The following is a 16,771-nucleotide window of genomic DNA, read 5'->3' as shown; positions in this document are numbered from 1 at the left end:
GTGGCGGCATTCCCCCGACCCGGGGCCGTTCGAACCACGCAAGGCGGCATGGACGCGACTTCCGGCTCACCGAGCGATCTTCCTGGCCTGCCGGGCTTGCCCGAGCCCGTGCCGGCGGTGACGCCCTATCGGGTGCTCGCCCGCAAATACCGCCCGCAGAATTTCGACGACCTGATCGGCCAGGGCGCCATGGTGCGCACATTGGCCAATGCGTTCGCGGCCAACCGCACTCCACAGGCGTGGATGCTCACCGGCGTACGCGGCGTCGGGAAGACGACGACGGCCCGCATTCTCGCACGGGGCCTCAACTATGTCCGCGACGGCCATCCCGATACCGGCCCTACCATCGCCATGCCGGAGCTCGGCCGGCATTGTCAGGCGATCATGGAATCCCGGCACATGGACGTGCTGGAGATGGATGCCGCCTCGCATACCGGCATCGACGACGTGCGCGGCATCATCGACGGCATTCGTTACTCGCCGGTCTCGGCTCGTTACAAGGTCTACATCGTCGACGAGGTCCATATGCTCTCGGAGAAGGCGTTCAACGCCTTCCTGAAGACCCTGGAAGAGCCGCCGCCCCACGCCAAGTTCGTCTTCGCCACCACCGAGATCCGCAAGGTCCCGGTGACGATCCTGTCACGCTGCCAGCGCTTCGATCTGCGCCGGGTCGAGGCGGACACCATGGTCGCGCATCTCGCCCGGATCTGTGCGGCCGAGAATGTCGAGGCAGAGCCGGAAGCCCTGGCGGCGATCACCCGCGCAGCCGAAGGCTCCGTGCGCGATGCGCTCTCTCTTCTCGATCAGGCCATCGCCCATGGGGCTGGTCTCGTGACCGGGGCCAGCGTGCGCGACATGCTCGGCCTCGCCGACAGGGGGCGGATCGTCGACCTCTTCGAGGCGGTGATGCGCGGCGACGTTCCGGCGAGCTTCGCGGAAGTGCGTGGCCAGTACGAGGCAGGTGCCGACCCGGCGGTGATCCTGTCGGATCTCGCGAGCTTCACCCATCTGGTCACTCGCCTGAAGCTTGTGCCCGAGGCCGCCGCCGCGGACCCAACGCTCAGCGCCGACGAGCGCGACCGGGGCGGCGCATTCGCGGCCAAGCTCTCGGTGCGCGCCCTGTCGCGGGCGTGGCAGATACTTCTGAAGGCCATCCCCGAGGTCCAGGTCGCAGCAAGACCGCTGGCCGCCGCAGAGATGGCGCTCGTGCGCCTCGCCTATGCCGCCGATCTCCCGACGCCGGACGAGGCGCTGAGGCAACTGAGGACCGAGGCTCTGGCATCGCCTCAGACGCAAGCGCCACCCTCCGCCTCCCCGCCCGCTCCCAGCAGTGCCCTGTCTCCTCCCCAGCCCTCGACCCCGGCATCAGTGGAGCCGCCGCCGCGACCGGCCCTGACCCTGGCCGCCAGCGGAAGCGTGCGGGCGGCCCTCGTACCGTCGCCCGTTCCGCAAGTTCCCGCCGTCTCGGCCGGTCCGCGTCTCGCGCGGTTCGAGGATGTCGTGGCGATGGCCGACGAGCGACGCGATATCGGCCTCAAGATGGCCCTCGAACGGGAGGTCCATCTCGTCCGTTTCGAGGAGGGCCGGATCGAATTCCGTCTCGCCGACGGCGGTCGCCAGAGTCTCGCCAACGATCTCGCCCGGTCCCTGGACGCCTGGACGGGGCAGCGCTGGATCGTCGCCCTATCGAAGGAGGTGGGCGAGCCGACCCTCGCCTACAAGGCCCGCGCCGCTCTCGAATCACGCCATGAGAATGCCGCCGCCCACCCCCTGGTGCGGGAGGTTCTGGCACGCTTTCCGGGCGCTCAGATCGTCGATGTTCGGGACAAGGCCCCTCCCGTCGAGATCGCCGAAAGCGTCGACCTCGCCGGTCCGGAAATCTCAGTCGGCGACGAACCGGACGACGAAGCGTAGCGTTCCTTCAGGCGCCACCCCAGATCACGTTCCCCGCAACTCTTTCGGACATCTCACGCCATGCGCGACCTCATGGGAATCATGAAGCAGGCCCAGGCCATGCAGGAGAAGATGGCGAGCCTTCAAAATGAGCTCGACCTCGTTGAGGTGAAGGGCGCCTCCGGCGGCGGGGCCGTTACGGTGACGATGACGGCGAAAGGGCTCGTCAAGGGCGTCACTCTCGACCCGAGCCTGTTGATTCCCGACGAGCGCGAAATCCTCGAAGATTTGATTGTGGCCGCGGTCAACGATGCGCGCGGCAAGGCCGAAGGCGTTGCGGCCGAGCGCATGGCCGAGTTGACCAAGGGGCTACCGATCCCGCCCGGTATGAAGCTTTTCTGAAGCTTCCTTCGGCCTAGAAAGTCCCCGATCCGGGCTCGCGCCGGGATCGGGCGATGATCTGCCGTCAGGCGGCGATGACCTGCACGGGCTCGGCGGCACGCACGTCTGCATCAACGTGGTCTTCGAAGCGCTTGAAGTTGTCCTTGAACATCGTCACCAACCGTGTCGCCGTGTCGGCGAAAGCGACCTTGTTGACCCAGGTCTTCACCGGCTGAAGGATATGCGGCTCGACTCCCGGAACGAAAGCCGGGACGGCGAAGCCGAAATACGGATCGCGGCGGAACTCCGCCTTCGACAGCGATCCATCCAACGCGGCCGCGAGCAGTCGCCGTGTCACCCGGATCGGCATGCGACGTCCGGTGCCTACGCCGCCACCGGTCCAGCCAGTGTTCACGAGCCAGCAATCGACGTCGTGATGGGCGATGAGGTCGCGCAGCAGGTTGCCGTAGACGCTCGGATGGCGCGGCATGAACGGTGCGCCGAAGCAGGTCGAAAACGTAGCTTCCGGCGCGGTCAGGCCGCGCTCCGTGCCGGCGACCTTGGCGGTGTAACCGGAGAGGAAATGGTACATCGCCTCAGCGCCCGTCAGCTTGGCGATGGGCGGCATCACCCCGAAGGCATCGCAGGTGAGCATGACGATGTTCTTCGGGTGCGCGGCCCGGCCCGTCGCGCTGGCATTGGCGATGAAGTCGAGCGGGTAGGCGCAGCGGGTGTTCTCGGTGAGCGACGCATCGTCGAAATCGGGGCGCCGCGACAGCGGGTCGATCACCACGTTCTCCATCACCGTGCCGAAGCGTTCGGTGGTGGCGTAGATCTCCGGCTCGGCATTGCGCGAGAGACGGATGGTCTTGGCGTAGCAGCCGCCCTCGAAATTGAAGATGCCGTCCTTGCTCCAGCCATGCTCGTCGTCGCCGAGGAGCTGCCGGGAGGAATCGTTGGAAAGCGTGGTCTTGCCGGTGCCCGAGAGGCCGAAGAACAGGGCTGAGTCACCCTCGGCATCCAGGGCTGCGTTGGCCGAACAATGCATCGGCATCACGCCCGCGCCGGGTAGGACGTAGTTCAGATAGGTGAAGACCGACTTCTTCATCTCACCGGCATAGGCGCTACCGCCGATGAGGACGATCTTCCGGGTGAAGTCGATGGCGATGACGGTCTTCGAGCGGCAACCATGGCGATGCGGCTCGGCCTGAAAGCTCGGCAGGTCGATAATCGTCAGATCGGGAACGTAGTCGGCGAGCGACGACCGCTCGGGCCGAATCAGCAAGTTGCGGATGAAGAGCGAGTGCCAAGCGAGTTCGGTGTAGACCCGCGCCTGGACACGGTGGGCCGGATCGGCACCGCCATAGAGGTCCTGGGCGAAGAGCTCGCGCCCGTCGGCATGGCTCAGGAAGTCTTGGTACAGCGTCTCGAACTGCTCGGGCGTGATCGCGCCGTTGTTCTCCCACCAGATCTCGTCCTCGGTGCCGGCGTCGCGGACGATGAACTTGTCCTTGGGCGAACGTCCGGTATGGCTCCCCGTCGTTGCCACCAGGGCGCCGCCATGGGCGAGCTGCGATTCACCCCGACTCAGGGATTCCTCATAAAGGCGTGGGGCTTCGAGGTTCCAATGAACCGCCTTGAGATTGCGCAGGCCGATTTTCTCGGATCCATGGCTGGCGTTGAAGTCGCCGAAATATGTCACGTCCGCTACTCCTCGAACACCTGATCGCTTTGAGGTCTGGCTTGGCCGGAAGCTCCCATTCGTCTTCCGAACTGTCCGATGGAGTGTCCGCGCGGTCGTTCAGGTCCGCCGCGCGCAGGTTCGCCACTCTATCGATCTGACCTGCTTAGTCCGCGAAGGGCACCGGTCAATTGAGCCGGCATTCGTTTCAACGACGAACGAGGGGATCTGTCAGAGAAACAAAGGGGTATCCGGAGCGGCGTCGCAACGCATGCGGCCGCGTCAAATCCCGACTACAAGGCGATCAGATCCGAACCCATTCAACGAGTACGGCCTCGGCCGTTTGACGGAACACGCATGGCCCAAGCCGTTGCCGGCCCCGAAATCGAGCGCCTGATCCAGCTCCTCGCCCGCATGCCGGGGCTCGGCCCGCGCTCGGCCCGGCGTGCGGCGCTGCACCTCATCAAGAAGCGCGAAGCTCTGCTCGCTCCACTGGCGGACGCGATGAAGGTGGCCTCCGAGCGCATCGTCGTGTGCCGGGAATGTGGCAACGTCGATACGAGCGACCCGTGCACCATCTGCCGGGACGCATCGCGCGATCCCTCCATCCTGGTGGTGGTCGAGGATGTCTCCGACCTCTGGGCCCTGGAGCGATCCGGCGCGGTGACGGCGCGCTATCACGTCCTCGGCGGCGTGCTCTCTGCCCTCGACGGCGTTCGGCCGGAGCATCTCAATCTCGCGAGCCTCGTGGACCGGGCCGGCAACGGCGAGGTCCGGGAGATCATCCTGGCGCTGAACGCCACGGTCGATGGCCAGACCACCGCGCATTACGTCACCGAATCCCTGGCGCATCACGGTCTGAAAGTGACCCGCCTCGCCCATGGCGTGCCGGTGGGGGGTGAGCTCGACTATCTCGACGAGGGCACACTCTCGGCGGCCATCCGAAGCCGGACGGCCTTCTGAATTGTTTTCCCATCGATTTGACCGGCCATCCGCCAAACCGTATCTGCGGGTCCGGCACGGCGGACCCGAGCGACGGGGAGCCGGACCCTTCTCATCGACAGATCCGGCCGAGTCATGACCATCCGCCCCCTCGTCATCCTGCCAGACGCCCGCCTGCGTCAGGTGTCGACCCCCGTCGGTGCCATCGACGACGAGATCCGCACCCTCGCCGCCGACATGCTGGAGACGATGTACGATGCCCCGGGCGTCGGCCTCGCCGCCATCCAGGTCGGCGTGACCAAGCGTGTCGTCACGATCGACACCTCTAAGGACGAGAACGCGCGGCAGCCGCAGATCTTCATCGACCCGGAGATCGTCTGGGCTTCGGAGGAGAAGCGCGTCTACGACGAGGGCTGCCTGTCGATCCCCGAATATTACGGGGAAGTGGAACGGCCTGACCGCGTGCGCGTGCGCTTTCGCGACCTTTCCGGCGAAACCCGCGAGATCGAGGCGGACGGGCTCCTTGCCACCTGCATCCAGCACGAGATCGATCATCTCGACGGCGTGCTCTTCATCGATCACCTGTCGAAGCTGAAGCGCGACCGCGTCATTAAGAAGTTCGTTAAGGCGGCCAAGCGCGGCGAGGACGTCTGATCCTATCCTTCAGCAGAGAGCGCGCGCGATGAAGCTCGTCTTCATGGGGACGCCCGATTTCGCCGTGGCGACCCTGGCGCGCCTGGCGGAAGACGGTCACGACATCGCCGCGGTCTATACCCGCGCCCCGGCGCGGTCCGGGCGAGGCATGGCGTTACGACCGTCCCCCGTCCATGCGCTGGCGGACGGGCTCGGCCTGCCGGTTCACACCCCCGCCACCCTGAAGTCGCCGGACGCGCTCACGCTCTTCCGGTCACACGGATGCGATGTCGCCGTCGTGGTCGCCTATGGGATGCTGCTGCCGCAGGCGATCCTCGACGTGCCGCGCCACGGGTGCCTGAACCTTCACGCCTCCCTGCTGCCACGCTGGCGCGGGGCTGCACCGATCCAGCGCGCTATCATGGCGGGGGATACGGAGAGTGGCGTGGGCATCATGCGCATGGAGGGGGGCCTCGACACCGGCCCCGTAGCCCTGGAAGAGCGGGTCGCCATCGCCCCCGGTATGAGCGCGGGAGACCTGCACGATGCGCTGATGCCCATTGGCGCGGCGCTCATGAGCCGAGCCCTCCGCCAGCTGGAACACGAGCCCCTCCCCCTCACGCGCCAGTCCGAAGAGGGGCTCGTCTACGCGCGCAAGATCACTAACGAGGAGGCGCGCATCGACTGGTCCAAGCCGGCGCGCGAGGTGGCGAACCACATCAACGGGCTCTCGCCCTTCCCCGGCGCCTTCTTCGAGGCCGATCTCGGTAAGGGGCCGGAACGCGTGAAGGTGCTGCGCGCCATGCCAACGGAGGGACAGAGCGCGCCCGGCACTCTGCTCGATTCAGCGGGAACCATCGCCTGCGGCGGGGGCGCCGTGCGGCTCACCGAGTTGCGCCGAGCCGGCAAGGGCGGCATCGTCACGGGTGCGGACTTCGTGCGTGGTGCGCATCTCGCGCCGGGAACGCGCTTCCCTTGAAGTCAGAGACCGGGGGCCGTCGCTGATGCCCCGCTACAAACTCGTTATCGAGTATGACGGCGCTCCATTCTGCGGATGGCAGCGGCAGGCCGAAGACGTAACCGTTCAGGGCGCCATCGAGGATGCCGTTAAACGCTTCACGGGGGAGGATCTGCGCCTGACCTGCGCCGGTCGGACGGATGCCGGCGTACACGCCATCCATCAAGTCGCTCATCTCGACCTGAGCAAGGACTGGCGCACGGATACGGTGCGCGACGCCCTGAACGCCCATCTCCGACCGCTTCCGGTCGCCATCGTCAGCGCCGAGCGAGTCGGAGCGGGTTTCGATGCGCGGCACTCCGCGATCCGCCGGCATTACCGCTATCGCATCTTCAACCGGCGCAGCCCCCCCGCCCTGACGCGCGACCATGTCTGGCACGTGCCATGGCCGCTCGATGCCGAGGTGATGCACAGGGCCGCGCAAGGTCTCCTCGGTCGCCACGACTTCACCGCCTTTCGTGCCGCCGAATGTCAGGCGAACAGCCCGATCCGCACCCTCGAACAGCTCGACGTAGCTACGGTGACGATGGGCCTGTTCGAGGAGATCGTGATCTCGACCTCGGCGCGCTCGTTCCTGCACCATCAGGTCCGCGCCATGGTCGGAACGCTTATGATGGCCGGCTGCGGCCGTTTCGGCATCGCCGAGGTCGCCGACATCCTGGCGAGCCGCGACCGCGCCCGCTGCGGCCCCATGGCGCCCGCCAAGGGACTGACCTTCGTGGGGGTGGATTACGGGCCTGACCGGGAATCTACTTAGGAAGCAATTTCAGATTGTATTATGCGATCAGAAAGGCATCTTCGGGCAACCTCGACGATTTTCGACATCGTGAGGCCTGGAGCCTTCACCTGTGGAAACGCCATTCCAGATCATCCTCGTTCTCGCGACCGCCTTCGCAGTCATCTCACCCCTGATTTTCGTTGCCATACGAGAGGCGATCAAACTTCAGAGGCAGGAGATCATCACGGATCTCGCCACGGTCTTCGACAAGACCGATCAGCCGGGTCCGATGCTGATCCCGTCATTCGAATTCGTGAAGTACAAGTATTTCGTCGGTGCGAGGCGCAGCAGCGACCCGATGGCTGGGACCACCGAAAGCGATAGAACCAACGCGATCGCGCGGGAGGCGCATCGCAAGCGCGAGGACTTTTCGACACTCTCCTGGCTCATCGGCTGCGCGCCCTTCAGCGCATGCGCGGCGATCGGCATGTTATACGGATTGTCGCTGCTCCTCTGGATGTTCGCCGGACAACCGGGGCATCCATCCGGTTTCCGCTGGCCGGGCGTGACCTATCCGACGCCCGGAAGTCTCGGGCTGGTTTGGCTTCTCGGGATCTGCGCGGCATTCGCGGGCAGCTAAGTGACGGCGCTGCGCAATTTCTACCGCGCGATCAAGAATTTCGACATGAGCCCCGGGACGATCGTGGGTGAAACCATAAGGATGCTGGTTAGTATCGTTCTCGGCCCGATCCTCGTCATATCGTTGCTCTGGATCGGGACGGGTCTGGTCTCCGCCCTGGTGACGGTCGATCCCAGCGCGACCGCGCCGGCCACCATCGCCGTGGTGGTCGCAGCCTGTTTCGTCGCCGGCATCATGCCCGATGTCGTCCTGCGCAGCATCGTGCAACGGGACCAGTTGAAAAACTTCAAGCGCGAGGAAGAGGAGGTTTTCCGCGCCTTCAAGATCACGCCGGTCGAGATCATCGACGGAATCGACAGCGATATTCGCGTCAGGCTCGACGACCATCACATCCATTCGACCCAGAATCTCGCGGCGGCCAACCCGCTGATGCTGTTCGTCGAGACCCCATACGGAGTTTATCAGATCATGGATTGGGTGGCGCAGGCGCAACTCTGCTGTTCGGTCGGCCGAGACCGCATCATCCGCCTCTGGCCCCTCGGCGTACGAACCCTCTTCGACCTCGAACGTCTGGCCGCCGCGAGCGACGAGATGCACGAGGCCCTGCTTCTGGAAGTCGGTCGCATCATCCTCGGGGAAGCACTCGTTCCGCTGAGCGTGAAGGATCCCAAGGCCGCAGCAGGTCTGACGCGAGCCAGTATCGAGTTGCGCCTCGACGATCCGCACGTCCAGCGCCTACGGCAGATCTACATTGCGGTCGGGGACCGGCTCGGCACGCGAAGCCGTCGCTTCCAAACGCGCCGTCACCCGTTCAATTGCCACTATCGCTTCCGCGGCGCGTGGATTCGACGGACAATGACGCGAAAAGCGGCATGACGCCTGCCGAGGTTCCGGGAGTGGAAACTTCGTGCCTGCCGCCGGTCAGACCTCGCCTTTCTCGGAAGCGACCGCGAAATAGGCCGAAAGTACCCGCCCATAGATCGCGGTCAGCCTATCCAGATCGGCGATAGCCACGCATTCGTCGGTCTGGTGCATGGTCTCGCCCACGAGCCCGAACTCGATGACTGGGCAGGCATCCTTGATGAAACGGGCATCCGACGTGCCACCGGTGGTGGACAGGACCGGGCGCAGCCCGGTCTCGGCCTCGATCGCCTCGACCACGAGGTCCGTGAACGCGTCCGGCGCGGTGAGGAAGGCCGGGGAGTTCGAGGGCTGAAGGTCCAGGGTGAACCAGACGTTGTTGCCGGCGGCCGCCTCCAGCCGCCGACGGATCTCGGCCCCCAGGGTCTCCGCCGTCCAGCCCTCGTTGAAGCGGATGTTGAACGTGGCGCGCGCATCGGCCGGGATGACGTTGGTGGCCGGGTTGCCGACGTCGATGGTGGTGAACTCGAGGTTCGATGCATCGAAATGCGCGGTGCCGCCATCGAGCGGCTCGGCGAGAAGGGCGGAGGCGAGGCGCAGCAGGCCGGGGATGGGATTCTCCGCCTTATGGGGATAGGCCACGTGGCCCTGACGGCCATGGACGACGAGCTTGCCGGTGAGAGACCCGCGCCGACCGATCTTGATCATCTCGCCGAGGCGCGCCGGGTTGGTGGGCTCGCCGAGAAGGCAATGGTTGAAACGCTCGCCCCGCGCCTTCGCCCATTCGAGGAGCTTCACCGTGCCGTTGATGGCTGGCCCCTCCTCGTCGCCGGTGATGAGGAACCCGATGGAGCCGTTGAACGCCCCTCCCCGCTCGGCGACGAAAGCGAGCGCTGCCGAGAGCATGCAGGCGATGCCGCCCTTCATGTCGACCGCGCCGCGGCCGTAGAGCATGCCGTCCGATACCGCGCCGTCGAACGGCCCGTAGCGCCACGCATCAACGGCACCGGGCGGGACGACGTCGGTATGGCCCGCGAAAAGGAGATAGGGGCTGCCTGTCCCGATCCGCGCGTAGAGATTGTCGATGTCGGGCGTTCCCGGCTCCGAGAAGCGCGGGCGCTCAACGGTGAAACCCGCCTCCTCCAAGACGTGGCCGAGCCATTGCAGGGCACCGCCCTCCTCCGGCGTCACCGACGGGCAGCGGATGAGGGCCTGGGCGAGGGCCAGCGGCGAGTGATCGGCGATAACGGGAGAGGACACGGGCATCGTCTCGTCGAGATGGGACATTCCGCTGTCGCGAATAAGCGGCACGGTACTGAGACGCAAATACCGTCCCGATGGTCTTTCAGCGCCTCGCCGCAGGGGTTATCTCACCGGGATGGCCTTCTCCAGCGACGAAGTCGAACGCTACGCCCGCCACCTCGTCCTGCGCGAGGTCGGAGGACCGGGACAAGCGCGTTTGCAGGCGGCGCGGGTGCTCGTCATCGGCGCCGGCGGGCTCGGCGCTCCGCTGATCCAGTATCTGGCAGCGGCCGGCATCGGCACGATCGGCATCGCCGACGACGACACGGTCACGCTCTCGAACCTGCAGCGGCAGGTGATCCACGGCACCCCCGATATCGGCCGCACGAAAATCGACAGCGCAACCGACGCCGTGGCGCGTCTCAACCCGTATGTGCGGATCGAACCGCATCACATGCGGATCGACCGGGACAATGCCGTCGACCTCATTCGCGAGTACGACGTTGTCGCCGACGGGTCGGACAATTTCGCGACCCGCTACGCCGTCTCCGATGCCTGTTTCCACGCGAGGCGTCCACTCGTCACGGCCGCCCTGGGGCAATTCGATGGCACACTGACGACAATCCGTGCCCATGAGACTAGGTCGGACGGCCGCCCCAATCCGACCTATCGCTGCTTGTTTCCGAACCCACCACCGCCCGGCAGCGTACCCGCCTGTGCGGAAGCCGGCGTGCTGGGTGCCCTTGCCGGGGTGATGGGATCTCTGATGGCGATGGAGGTGATCCGCGCGGTGGCGGATTTCGGCGAGCCGCTGGTTGGGCGGTTGCTCATGGTCGATGCCCGATCCATGCGGTTCGAGACGCTCGGCTATGGCTGGGACGAGGGCAATCCGTTGAGTGGATCGGCGACGTAAGGTTCAGGATTTCGAAGGCTTCTCCGGATCGGGCGTGATCCCGTTCCAGTTCGGTCCGACGAGGTTGCTGTGGCCCGCCGGGTCGGAGACCCGCGCGCCGGAGGTCGAGAAAGCCTGATACGCGAAGCGCTGCTGCTGGTTGAGGAGCATGGCGGCCAGCGTGCCGATGGCGACAGCGACGACGAGGGCGATGATGAAGGCTTTCATGGACGTTGTCCGATCCTCGACATGCCGGCGCCGATCGCCGAACGTCTGTGGTTGTCCGGTTGGTTACTCGGCAGGCACCTGATAGCGCCCGAGCTGCGGGCCGCTCGCGGTCTTGGCCTGCTCTTCCTCGACCCAGAGATCATGGTGGACTTTGGCCCAGCCGAGATCGACCTTGCCGCTACCCATGGCGTCGTAAGCACCCTCCATGCCGAGGGTACCGATGTAGATATGGGCGAGGATGCCAGCGATGAAGGCGATGCCGATGAGAGCGTGAATCACCTGCATCAGCTGCATTCCGGTGATGTCGGTGAGGGCGAAGGGGAAGATCATCATCAGGCCGGTGACGCTCATGGCCGAGCCGAAGCCGATCACCATCCAGAACACCAACTTCTGGCCTGCGTTGAAGCGGCCTGCGCTGGGATGCTTGTCGCCGACGAAACCGCCGAAGGCCTTGATCCAGTCGATGTCGATCTTGTTCGGGATGTTGTCCTTCAGCCAGAGCACCAGCATCAGGGCGACGCCGATCATGAATGGCCAAGCCAGGTAGATATGGCTGAACTTGGCGTATTGCGCCACGACACCGAACGCGTCCGCGCCGATGAGCGGCATCAGTAGGCGCTTGCCAAAGATGTAGTTCAGGCCGGACAGGGCCAGGATGATGAAGCAGCTCGACGTCATCCAATGCGCGAACCGCTCGAACCCGTTGAAGCGCAGGATCTTGCGGCCAGTGTCGGGCCCGCGCTCCATCAGGATACGGCCCCGCAAGAAGTAGAACAGGCCGAGAAGGGCGACGGCGCCGAGTACGGCGAGCGCGCTGAGCCAGGGCAGCCAACGTTCCCGGAAATCGCGATAGTCGCGGCCGGCGGGCTGGATCAGGTGCGCCGCCTTCCCGTCGGGGATGCTGATGCGGCCGGTGATCTTCGGGTCCTGCTTGAACAGGAACTCCTCGTTGACGGATTCCGCTGTCGGGTTCTGCCCGGTCGGGTTCATTCCGTCGCGCGTCTGCTGCGCGAAGGAGGTCGACGAGGCCCCGGCAGCCGCCGTGAGGATGGTCGCTGCGACCAGCGTCCTGAAAGTCGTCAGTGTCCGCCGCATCGGCGTTTCCTTCCTGAAGTCTCGACCCCGGCAGTCCAGTCCGCCGCCTAGATGGCGACGGTTTCGCGATAGGCGGTCTTCCAGCCCCAGGCGCCGGAGCCGTAGCCGCGCTTGATGACGCGCTGCTTGTAGATCTGAGCGATCATCTCACCGTCGCCCGCCAGCAACGCCTTGGTGGAGCACATCTCGGCGCAGAGCGGCAGCTTGCCTTCGGCGAGACGGTTCGAACCGTATTTCTCGTATTCGATGGTCGAGAAATCAGATTCGGGGCCACCCGCGCAGTAGGTGCACTTGTCCATCTTGCCTCGCGAGCCGAAATTGCCGACCTTCGGATATTGCGGCGCGCCGAAGGGACAGGCGTAGAAGCAGTAGCCGCAGCCGATGCAGATGTCCTTGGAATGCAACACCACCGCGTCGGCCGTAGTGTAGAAGCAGTTCACCGGGCACACCGCCGCGCAGGGCGCGTCGGTGCAGTGCATGCAGGCCATGGAAACCGAGCGCTCGCCAGGCTTGCCGTCATTGAGCGTGACGACGCGCCGGCGGTTGATGCCCCACGGCACCTCGTGTTCGTTCTTGCAGGCGGTGACGCAGGCGTTGCACTCGATGCAGCGGTCCGCGTCGCAGAGGAATTTCATGCGAGCCATGGCGATTGTTCCTCAAACGGCCCGGATCTGACACAGGGTGCACTTCGTCTCCTGCATGCCCGTCACAGGATCGAAGCCGTAGGTGGTCGTATTGTTGGAGCTCTCGCCCAGTACGACGGGGTCGGTGCCGTGCGGATAGAATTTTCGCATGTCGTCGCCCTGGTACCAGCCTGAGAAGTGGAACGGCATGAAGGCGACGCCCTTGCCGACCCGGTCCGTCACCAGCGCCTTCACCTTGGCCTTTGCATTGTTCTCAGGGCCGGATACCCAGACGAACTGCCCGTCCTTGATGCCGCGATCGGTGGCGTCGCCCGTGTTGATCTCGACGAACATGTCCTGCTGCAGCTCGGCGAGCCACGGGTTCGACCGCGTTTCCTCGCCGCCGCCCTCGTACTCCACGAGACGGCCGGACGTGAGGATAATCGGGAAATCCTTGGCGATGCCGCGATCCACCGCCGCCTTCTGCACCGAGAAGCCGATGTTGGGCATGCGCAACTGACGCTCGTCGGGGCGCGTCGGGTATTTCGCCACGAGGTCGGGACGCGGCGTGTAGATCGGCTCGCGGTGCACCGGAACCGGGTCGGGCAGGTTCCAGGCATTCGCCCGGGCCTTGCCGTTGCCGTAGGGCGTGACGCCACGGTCGAGGCAGACGCGCTGGATGCCGCCCGACAGATCGGTCGCCCAGCTCACCGCATCGATGTTGGCCCCACCGGTCTTGGTGATGCTCGCCATCTCGTCGGCCGTTAGGTCCTTGTCCCAGCCCAGCTTCTTGAAAACCGCCATGGTGAATTCGGGGTAGCCGTCGGTCAGCTCCGAACCCTTGGCGAAGGAATCCTCGGCGAGCAGGGTGACGCCGTTGCGCTCAGTGCCGAACCGCGCCCGGAACGTGCCGCCGCCCTCCTTGATGTGGAGGTTGGTGTTGTAAAGGATGTGCGTTCCCGGATGCTTGAGCTCGGGCTTGCCCCAGCAGGGCCAGGGCAGGCCATAGTAATCGCCGCCTACCTCAGGGTCGTCCTTTGGCGCCCGCAGCGTCACCAGATCGAACTTCGCCTGGTTGCGCATATGCGCCTTCAAGCGCTCCGGGCTCTGGCCGCAATAGCCCGTCGACCAGCCGCCGCGGTTGATTTCCCGCAGGATGTCCTCGGCCTCGGGGACACCGTTCACGACCTTAATGTTCTTGAACATCTTGTCGGCAAGGCCGAGCTTGGCGGCGAGGCGGTAGACCACCTCGTAATCGTTCTTCGACTCGAAGGCCGGCTTCACGATCTGCTCACCCCATTGCAGCGAACGGTTCGAGGCCGTGCGGCTGCCGTCCATCTCCAGGGAGGTGCAGATTGGCAGGAGATAGGTGTTGTCGCGCCGTGCATCGAGAGCGGCGAAGGTGGTGGGGTGCGGGTCGGCGACCACGAGCAGGTCGAGCTTGGCCAGCCCCTTCACCGCCTCGGGCAGCCGGGTGACGGTGTTGCCGCCATGCCCGAACACCATCATCGCCTTGATGCCCGTGCGCTGGTCGACCTGCTCTTCTGGAAGGTTCACGCCATCGAACCACCGCGTCGAGGTGATGCCTGGCGATTCCATGCTCTCCTTGCGCGTGCGGGCCTTGCGGCCGGCCTTGGCCGGCACCTCGTCGAAGCGCGACTGCAGCCAGTCGTACTCCACGTCCCATACGCGAGCCCAATGCTTCCAGGCTCCTTCGACGAGGCCGTAATAGAGCGGCAACGACGTCACATCGAGGCCCATATCGGTGGCCCCCTGCACGTTGGTATGGCCGCGGAAGATGTTGGCGCCCGTGCCCGGCTTGCCGACATTGCCGGTGGCCAGACACAGGATGCAGAGCGCGCGAACGTTGGCGGTGCCCACGGTGTGCTGCGTCGCCCCCATGCACCAGATCAGGGTCGCGGGCTTCTCCTTGGCGAAGGTCTCGGCCACGCGCCGCAATTGCTCGCCGGGCACGCCCGAGACGCGCTCGACCTCCTCCGGGTTCCACTTGGCGACTTCCTTGCGGACGTCGTCCATGGCGTAGACGCGCTGGCTGATGAACTCCTTGTCCTCCCAGCCATTCTGGAAAATGTGCCAGAGAATGCCCCAGACCACCGGGATATCGGTGCCGGAGCGGATTCGGACATATTCCGTCGCGTGGGCCGCCGTCCGCGTGAAGCGCGGATCGATAACGATCATGTTCGCGCGGTTGATCTCCTTGCCGGAGAGCAGATGCTGGAGGGAGACCGGATGCGCCTCGGCAGGATTGCCGCCGAGAATGATCATGGTCTTGGCATTGCGGATGTCGTTGTAGGAATTAGTCTGTGCGCCGTAGCCCCAGGTGTTGGCGACGCCGGCCACCGTGGTGGAATGACAGATGCGCGCCTGATGATCGACCGAGTTGGTGCCCCAGAAGGCGCCGAACTTGCGGAAGATGTAGGCTGCCTCGTTGGTGAACTTGGCCGAGCCGAGCCAGTATACGGAATCCGGGCCGTACTTGTCGCGAAGGCCGGTAATCTTGTCGCCGATCTCGTCGATCGCCTGGTCCCATGAGATGCGGGTCCATTGCCCGTCGACCATCTTCATCGGGTATTTCAGGCGGCGGTCGCTGGAGACGAGTTCGCGGATCGCCGCGCCCTTGGCGCAATGCGTACCCCGGTTGATTGGGCTACTGAAGGACGGCTCCTGGCCGACCCAAACGCCGTTCACGACCTCGGCCGTCACCGTGCAGCCCACCGAGCAGTGGGTGCAGATGTTCTTCTTGATCGTCACGTCGGGACCGATCGCGGACGACCCCGCCGCCTGCGCCTTACGTACGGAGCCGAGTTGAATCGAGCCGGCGGCCGCGAGCCCTCCGGCGACGAGGCCGGAATTGCGCAGGAAGGCGCGACGGTCGATGGCCCTTGGCGTGTCGCCGATGGCCACGGCCGGATGGAAGGTGCGGCCCGGGCCGCCGGTCTTGCGCTTGATCAGCATGGCGCCCTCAATTCTTCTTCAGGGTCTCGTAGCCGTTGGTCCGGTAGAACGCTTTCACGTGGTCAGACTCGCGGTAGCGGGCCTTCGTCTCATCCTCGCCGGGATCGTAGGCCTGCGCGGGCGTCGCGATCATCGGCTGGGCCGTGATCGCAGCGGCGGCCGCCACCGATCCGCCGCCAAGGGCGCGGAAGAAATGGCGCCGTCCCATCTCGTCCTTTCGATCGTCCCGCATGCTCGTCACTCCTGAATGCGACCGATGTCTCATGGTCCCCGCCTCACGCGTCGAGCGCGTAGGCCTGGGCCTCGATGTCGATGAATGTCCGGCCGAGGTCGCCCGCGGCGCGGTAGAAAGACGAACGGGGATTTGCGGCCACATCGTCGAACAAACGCCCGACCCAGGGCTTTAGATGCCGCTCGAAAAAGATGCGGTCCTCGCCGAGGTCGGTCTCGAACCGGCCGGAGACGAGACCCGCCATAGTCTCGAGAAGCATCGCCACATGGTCTTCCGGCTCGCTCATGCCGCCAGTGGCCTCGATGCCGAGCCGGGCTAGATCCTGCCGGATTCGGGCAAGCGGGCGCTCGTTGAGAAAGCCGGTGAGGTAGTAGGAGGCGTGCGGCACGACCTCGCCGCGCCCAACGCCCACGAACAGATCGAAATACTCCCGCCCGACCTTCGCGAGGTCCGCGCCGGCCGCTTCGCCCGCCAGCGAAGAACACGCCTTGCCGAGGGGGCTACCGTCACCTGCCGAGGCCGCGAGAAGCGACAAAATATCGTCGGAGGGCGCTCGGCCGATGAGGGCTGCGAGAACATCGTAGAGATGGGCGCGCAGGAGATCGACGTCGTCGGCGACCGGCTGCATCATGCCGGGCGCGCCGGAAGCGAGATTCGCCTCGTCCTCGCGCAACAACTCCACCGAACGCATACCATCCTTAAGCCGCGACCCGATC

The 16,771-nt window shown here is 65.4% G+C and carries 17 protein-coding genes; 9 read left to right on the top strand and 8 right to left on the bottom strand.

Features of this window, described 5'->3' with window-relative positions:
• Positions 1 to 48: 48 nt before the first annotated feature.
• Positions 49 to 1,914 (top strand): DNA polymerase III subunit gamma/tau, encoded by a 1,866-nt coding sequence (locus tag ASF08_RS18455; protein ID WP_056148240.1) that lies wholly within the window; start codon positions 49 to 51, stop codon positions 1,912 to 1,914.
• Between the two features lie 60 nt (positions 1,915 to 1,974).
• Positions 1,975 to 2,295: a YbaB/EbfC family nucleoid-associated protein gene (locus ASF08_RS18450; RefSeq protein WP_056148237.1), complete on the top strand. Its 321-nt coding sequence runs from the start codon at positions 1,975 to 1,977 to the stop codon at positions 2,293 to 2,295.
• Positions 2,296 to 2,359: 64 nt separating this feature from the next.
• Here ASF08_RS18450 and ASF08_RS18445 read toward each other — a convergent pair whose 3' ends face one another.
• Entirely contained in the window at positions 2,360 to 3,976 is a 1,617-nt protein-coding gene (locus ASF08_RS18445; RefSeq protein ID WP_056148235.1) for a phosphoenolpyruvate carboxykinase, read from the bottom strand.
• Positions 3,977 to 4,312: 336 nt separating this feature from the next.
• Between ASF08_RS18445 and recR the strand changes: the two genes are divergently transcribed.
• From recR to ASF08_RS18415, 6 genes are all read left to right on the top strand, one after another.
• Positions 4,313 to 4,918, top strand: a complete 606-nt coding sequence (recR, locus tag ASF08_RS18440; protein WP_056148233.1) for a recombination mediator RecR — start codon at positions 4,313 to 4,315, stop codon at positions 4,916 to 4,918.
• 114 nt (positions 4,919 to 5,032) lie between these two features.
• Complete coding sequence (locus tag ASF08_RS18435; protein ID WP_056148231.1) at positions 5,033 to 5,551, top strand: peptide deformylase; 519 nt, start codon at positions 5,033 to 5,035, stop codon at positions 5,549 to 5,551.
• A gap of 28 nt (positions 5,552 to 5,579) precedes the next feature.
• Positions 5,580 to 6,509 (top strand): methionyl-tRNA formyltransferase, encoded by a 930-nt coding sequence (gene fmt, locus ASF08_RS18430; RefSeq protein ID WP_056148229.1) that lies wholly within the window; start codon positions 5,580 to 5,582, stop codon positions 6,507 to 6,509.
• A 25-nt stretch (positions 6,510 to 6,534) separates the two neighbouring features.
• Entirely contained in the window at positions 6,535 to 7,305 is a 771-nt protein-coding gene (truA, locus tag ASF08_RS18425) for a tRNA pseudouridine(38-40) synthase TruA (protein WP_056148226.1), read from the top strand.
• A gap of 91 nt (positions 7,306 to 7,396) precedes the next feature.
• On the top strand, positions 7,397 to 7,906 hold the full coding sequence (locus tag ASF08_RS18420) for a hypothetical protein (protein WP_056148223.1): 510 nt from the start codon (positions 7,397 to 7,399) through the stop codon (positions 7,904 to 7,906).
• Positions 7,907 to 8,782: a hypothetical protein gene (locus ASF08_RS18415; RefSeq protein WP_056148219.1), complete on the top strand. Its 876-nt coding sequence runs from the start codon at positions 7,907 to 7,909 to the stop codon at positions 8,780 to 8,782. It begins immediately after the preceding gene.
• 45 nt (positions 8,783 to 8,827) lie between these two features.
• Here the strand turns inward: ASF08_RS18415 and dapE are convergent, their stop codons facing one another.
• Entirely contained in the window at positions 8,828 to 10,033 is a 1,206-nt protein-coding gene (gene dapE, locus ASF08_RS18410; RefSeq protein WP_056148827.1) for a succinyl-diaminopimelate desuccinylase, read from the bottom strand.
• Positions 10,034 to 10,145: 112 nt separating this feature from the next.
• Between dapE and ASF08_RS18405 the strand changes: the two genes are divergently transcribed.
• Entirely contained in the window at positions 10,146 to 10,922 is a 777-nt protein-coding gene (locus ASF08_RS18405) for a HesA/MoeB/ThiF family protein (protein WP_056148215.1), read from the top strand.
• A gap of 3 nt (positions 10,923 to 10,925) precedes the next feature.
• On the opposite strand, the gene ASF08_RS18400 is transcribed toward ASF08_RS18405, so the two are convergent.
• From ASF08_RS18400 to ASF08_RS18375, 6 genes are all read right to left on the bottom strand, one after another.
• Positions 10,926 to 11,129: a hypothetical protein gene (locus tag ASF08_RS18400; RefSeq protein WP_056148212.1), complete on the bottom strand. Its 204-nt coding sequence runs from the start codon at positions 11,127 to 11,129 to the stop codon at positions 10,926 to 10,928.
• A gap of 63 nt (positions 11,130 to 11,192) precedes the next feature.
• The gene (locus tag ASF08_RS18395) at positions 11,193 to 12,224 is read right to left on the bottom strand and encodes a formate dehydrogenase subunit gamma (protein WP_056148209.1); all 1,032 of its coding nucleotides are present in this window, start codon (positions 12,222 to 12,224) and stop codon (positions 11,193 to 11,195) included.
• 47 nt (positions 12,225 to 12,271) lie between these two features.
• Positions 12,272 to 12,868 (bottom strand): formate dehydrogenase FDH3 subunit beta, encoded by a 597-nt coding sequence (gene fdh3B, locus ASF08_RS18390; protein WP_018044800.1) that lies wholly within the window; start codon positions 12,866 to 12,868, stop codon positions 12,272 to 12,274.
• A gap of 12 nt (positions 12,869 to 12,880) precedes the next feature.
• Positions 12,881 to 15,823 (bottom strand): formate dehydrogenase subunit alpha, encoded by a 2,943-nt coding sequence (locus tag ASF08_RS18385; protein WP_056148207.1) that lies wholly within the window; start codon positions 15,821 to 15,823, stop codon positions 12,881 to 12,883.
• A gap of 7 nt (positions 15,824 to 15,830) precedes the next feature.
• The gene (locus ASF08_RS18380) at positions 15,831 to 16,055 is read right to left on the bottom strand and encodes a hypothetical protein (RefSeq protein WP_018044802.1); all 225 of its coding nucleotides are present in this window, start codon (positions 16,053 to 16,055) and stop codon (positions 15,831 to 15,833) included.
• 43 nt (positions 16,056 to 16,098) lie between these two features.
• Positions 16,099 to 16,746 (bottom strand): TorD/DmsD family molecular chaperone, encoded by a 648-nt coding sequence (locus ASF08_RS18375; RefSeq protein WP_244474576.1) that lies wholly within the window; start codon positions 16,744 to 16,746, stop codon positions 16,099 to 16,101.
• Positions 16,747 to 16,771: the final 25 nt, after the last annotated feature.

It is taken from the genome of Methylobacterium sp. Leaf85 (assembly GCF_001422125.1).
Taxonomy (GTDB): Bacteria; Pseudomonadota; Alphaproteobacteria; order Rhizobiales; family Beijerinckiaceae; genus Methylobacterium; species Methylobacterium bullatum.
Note: the sequence above shows the minus strand (reverse complement) of the source record. Positions and strands in the feature narration are given on the sequence as shown.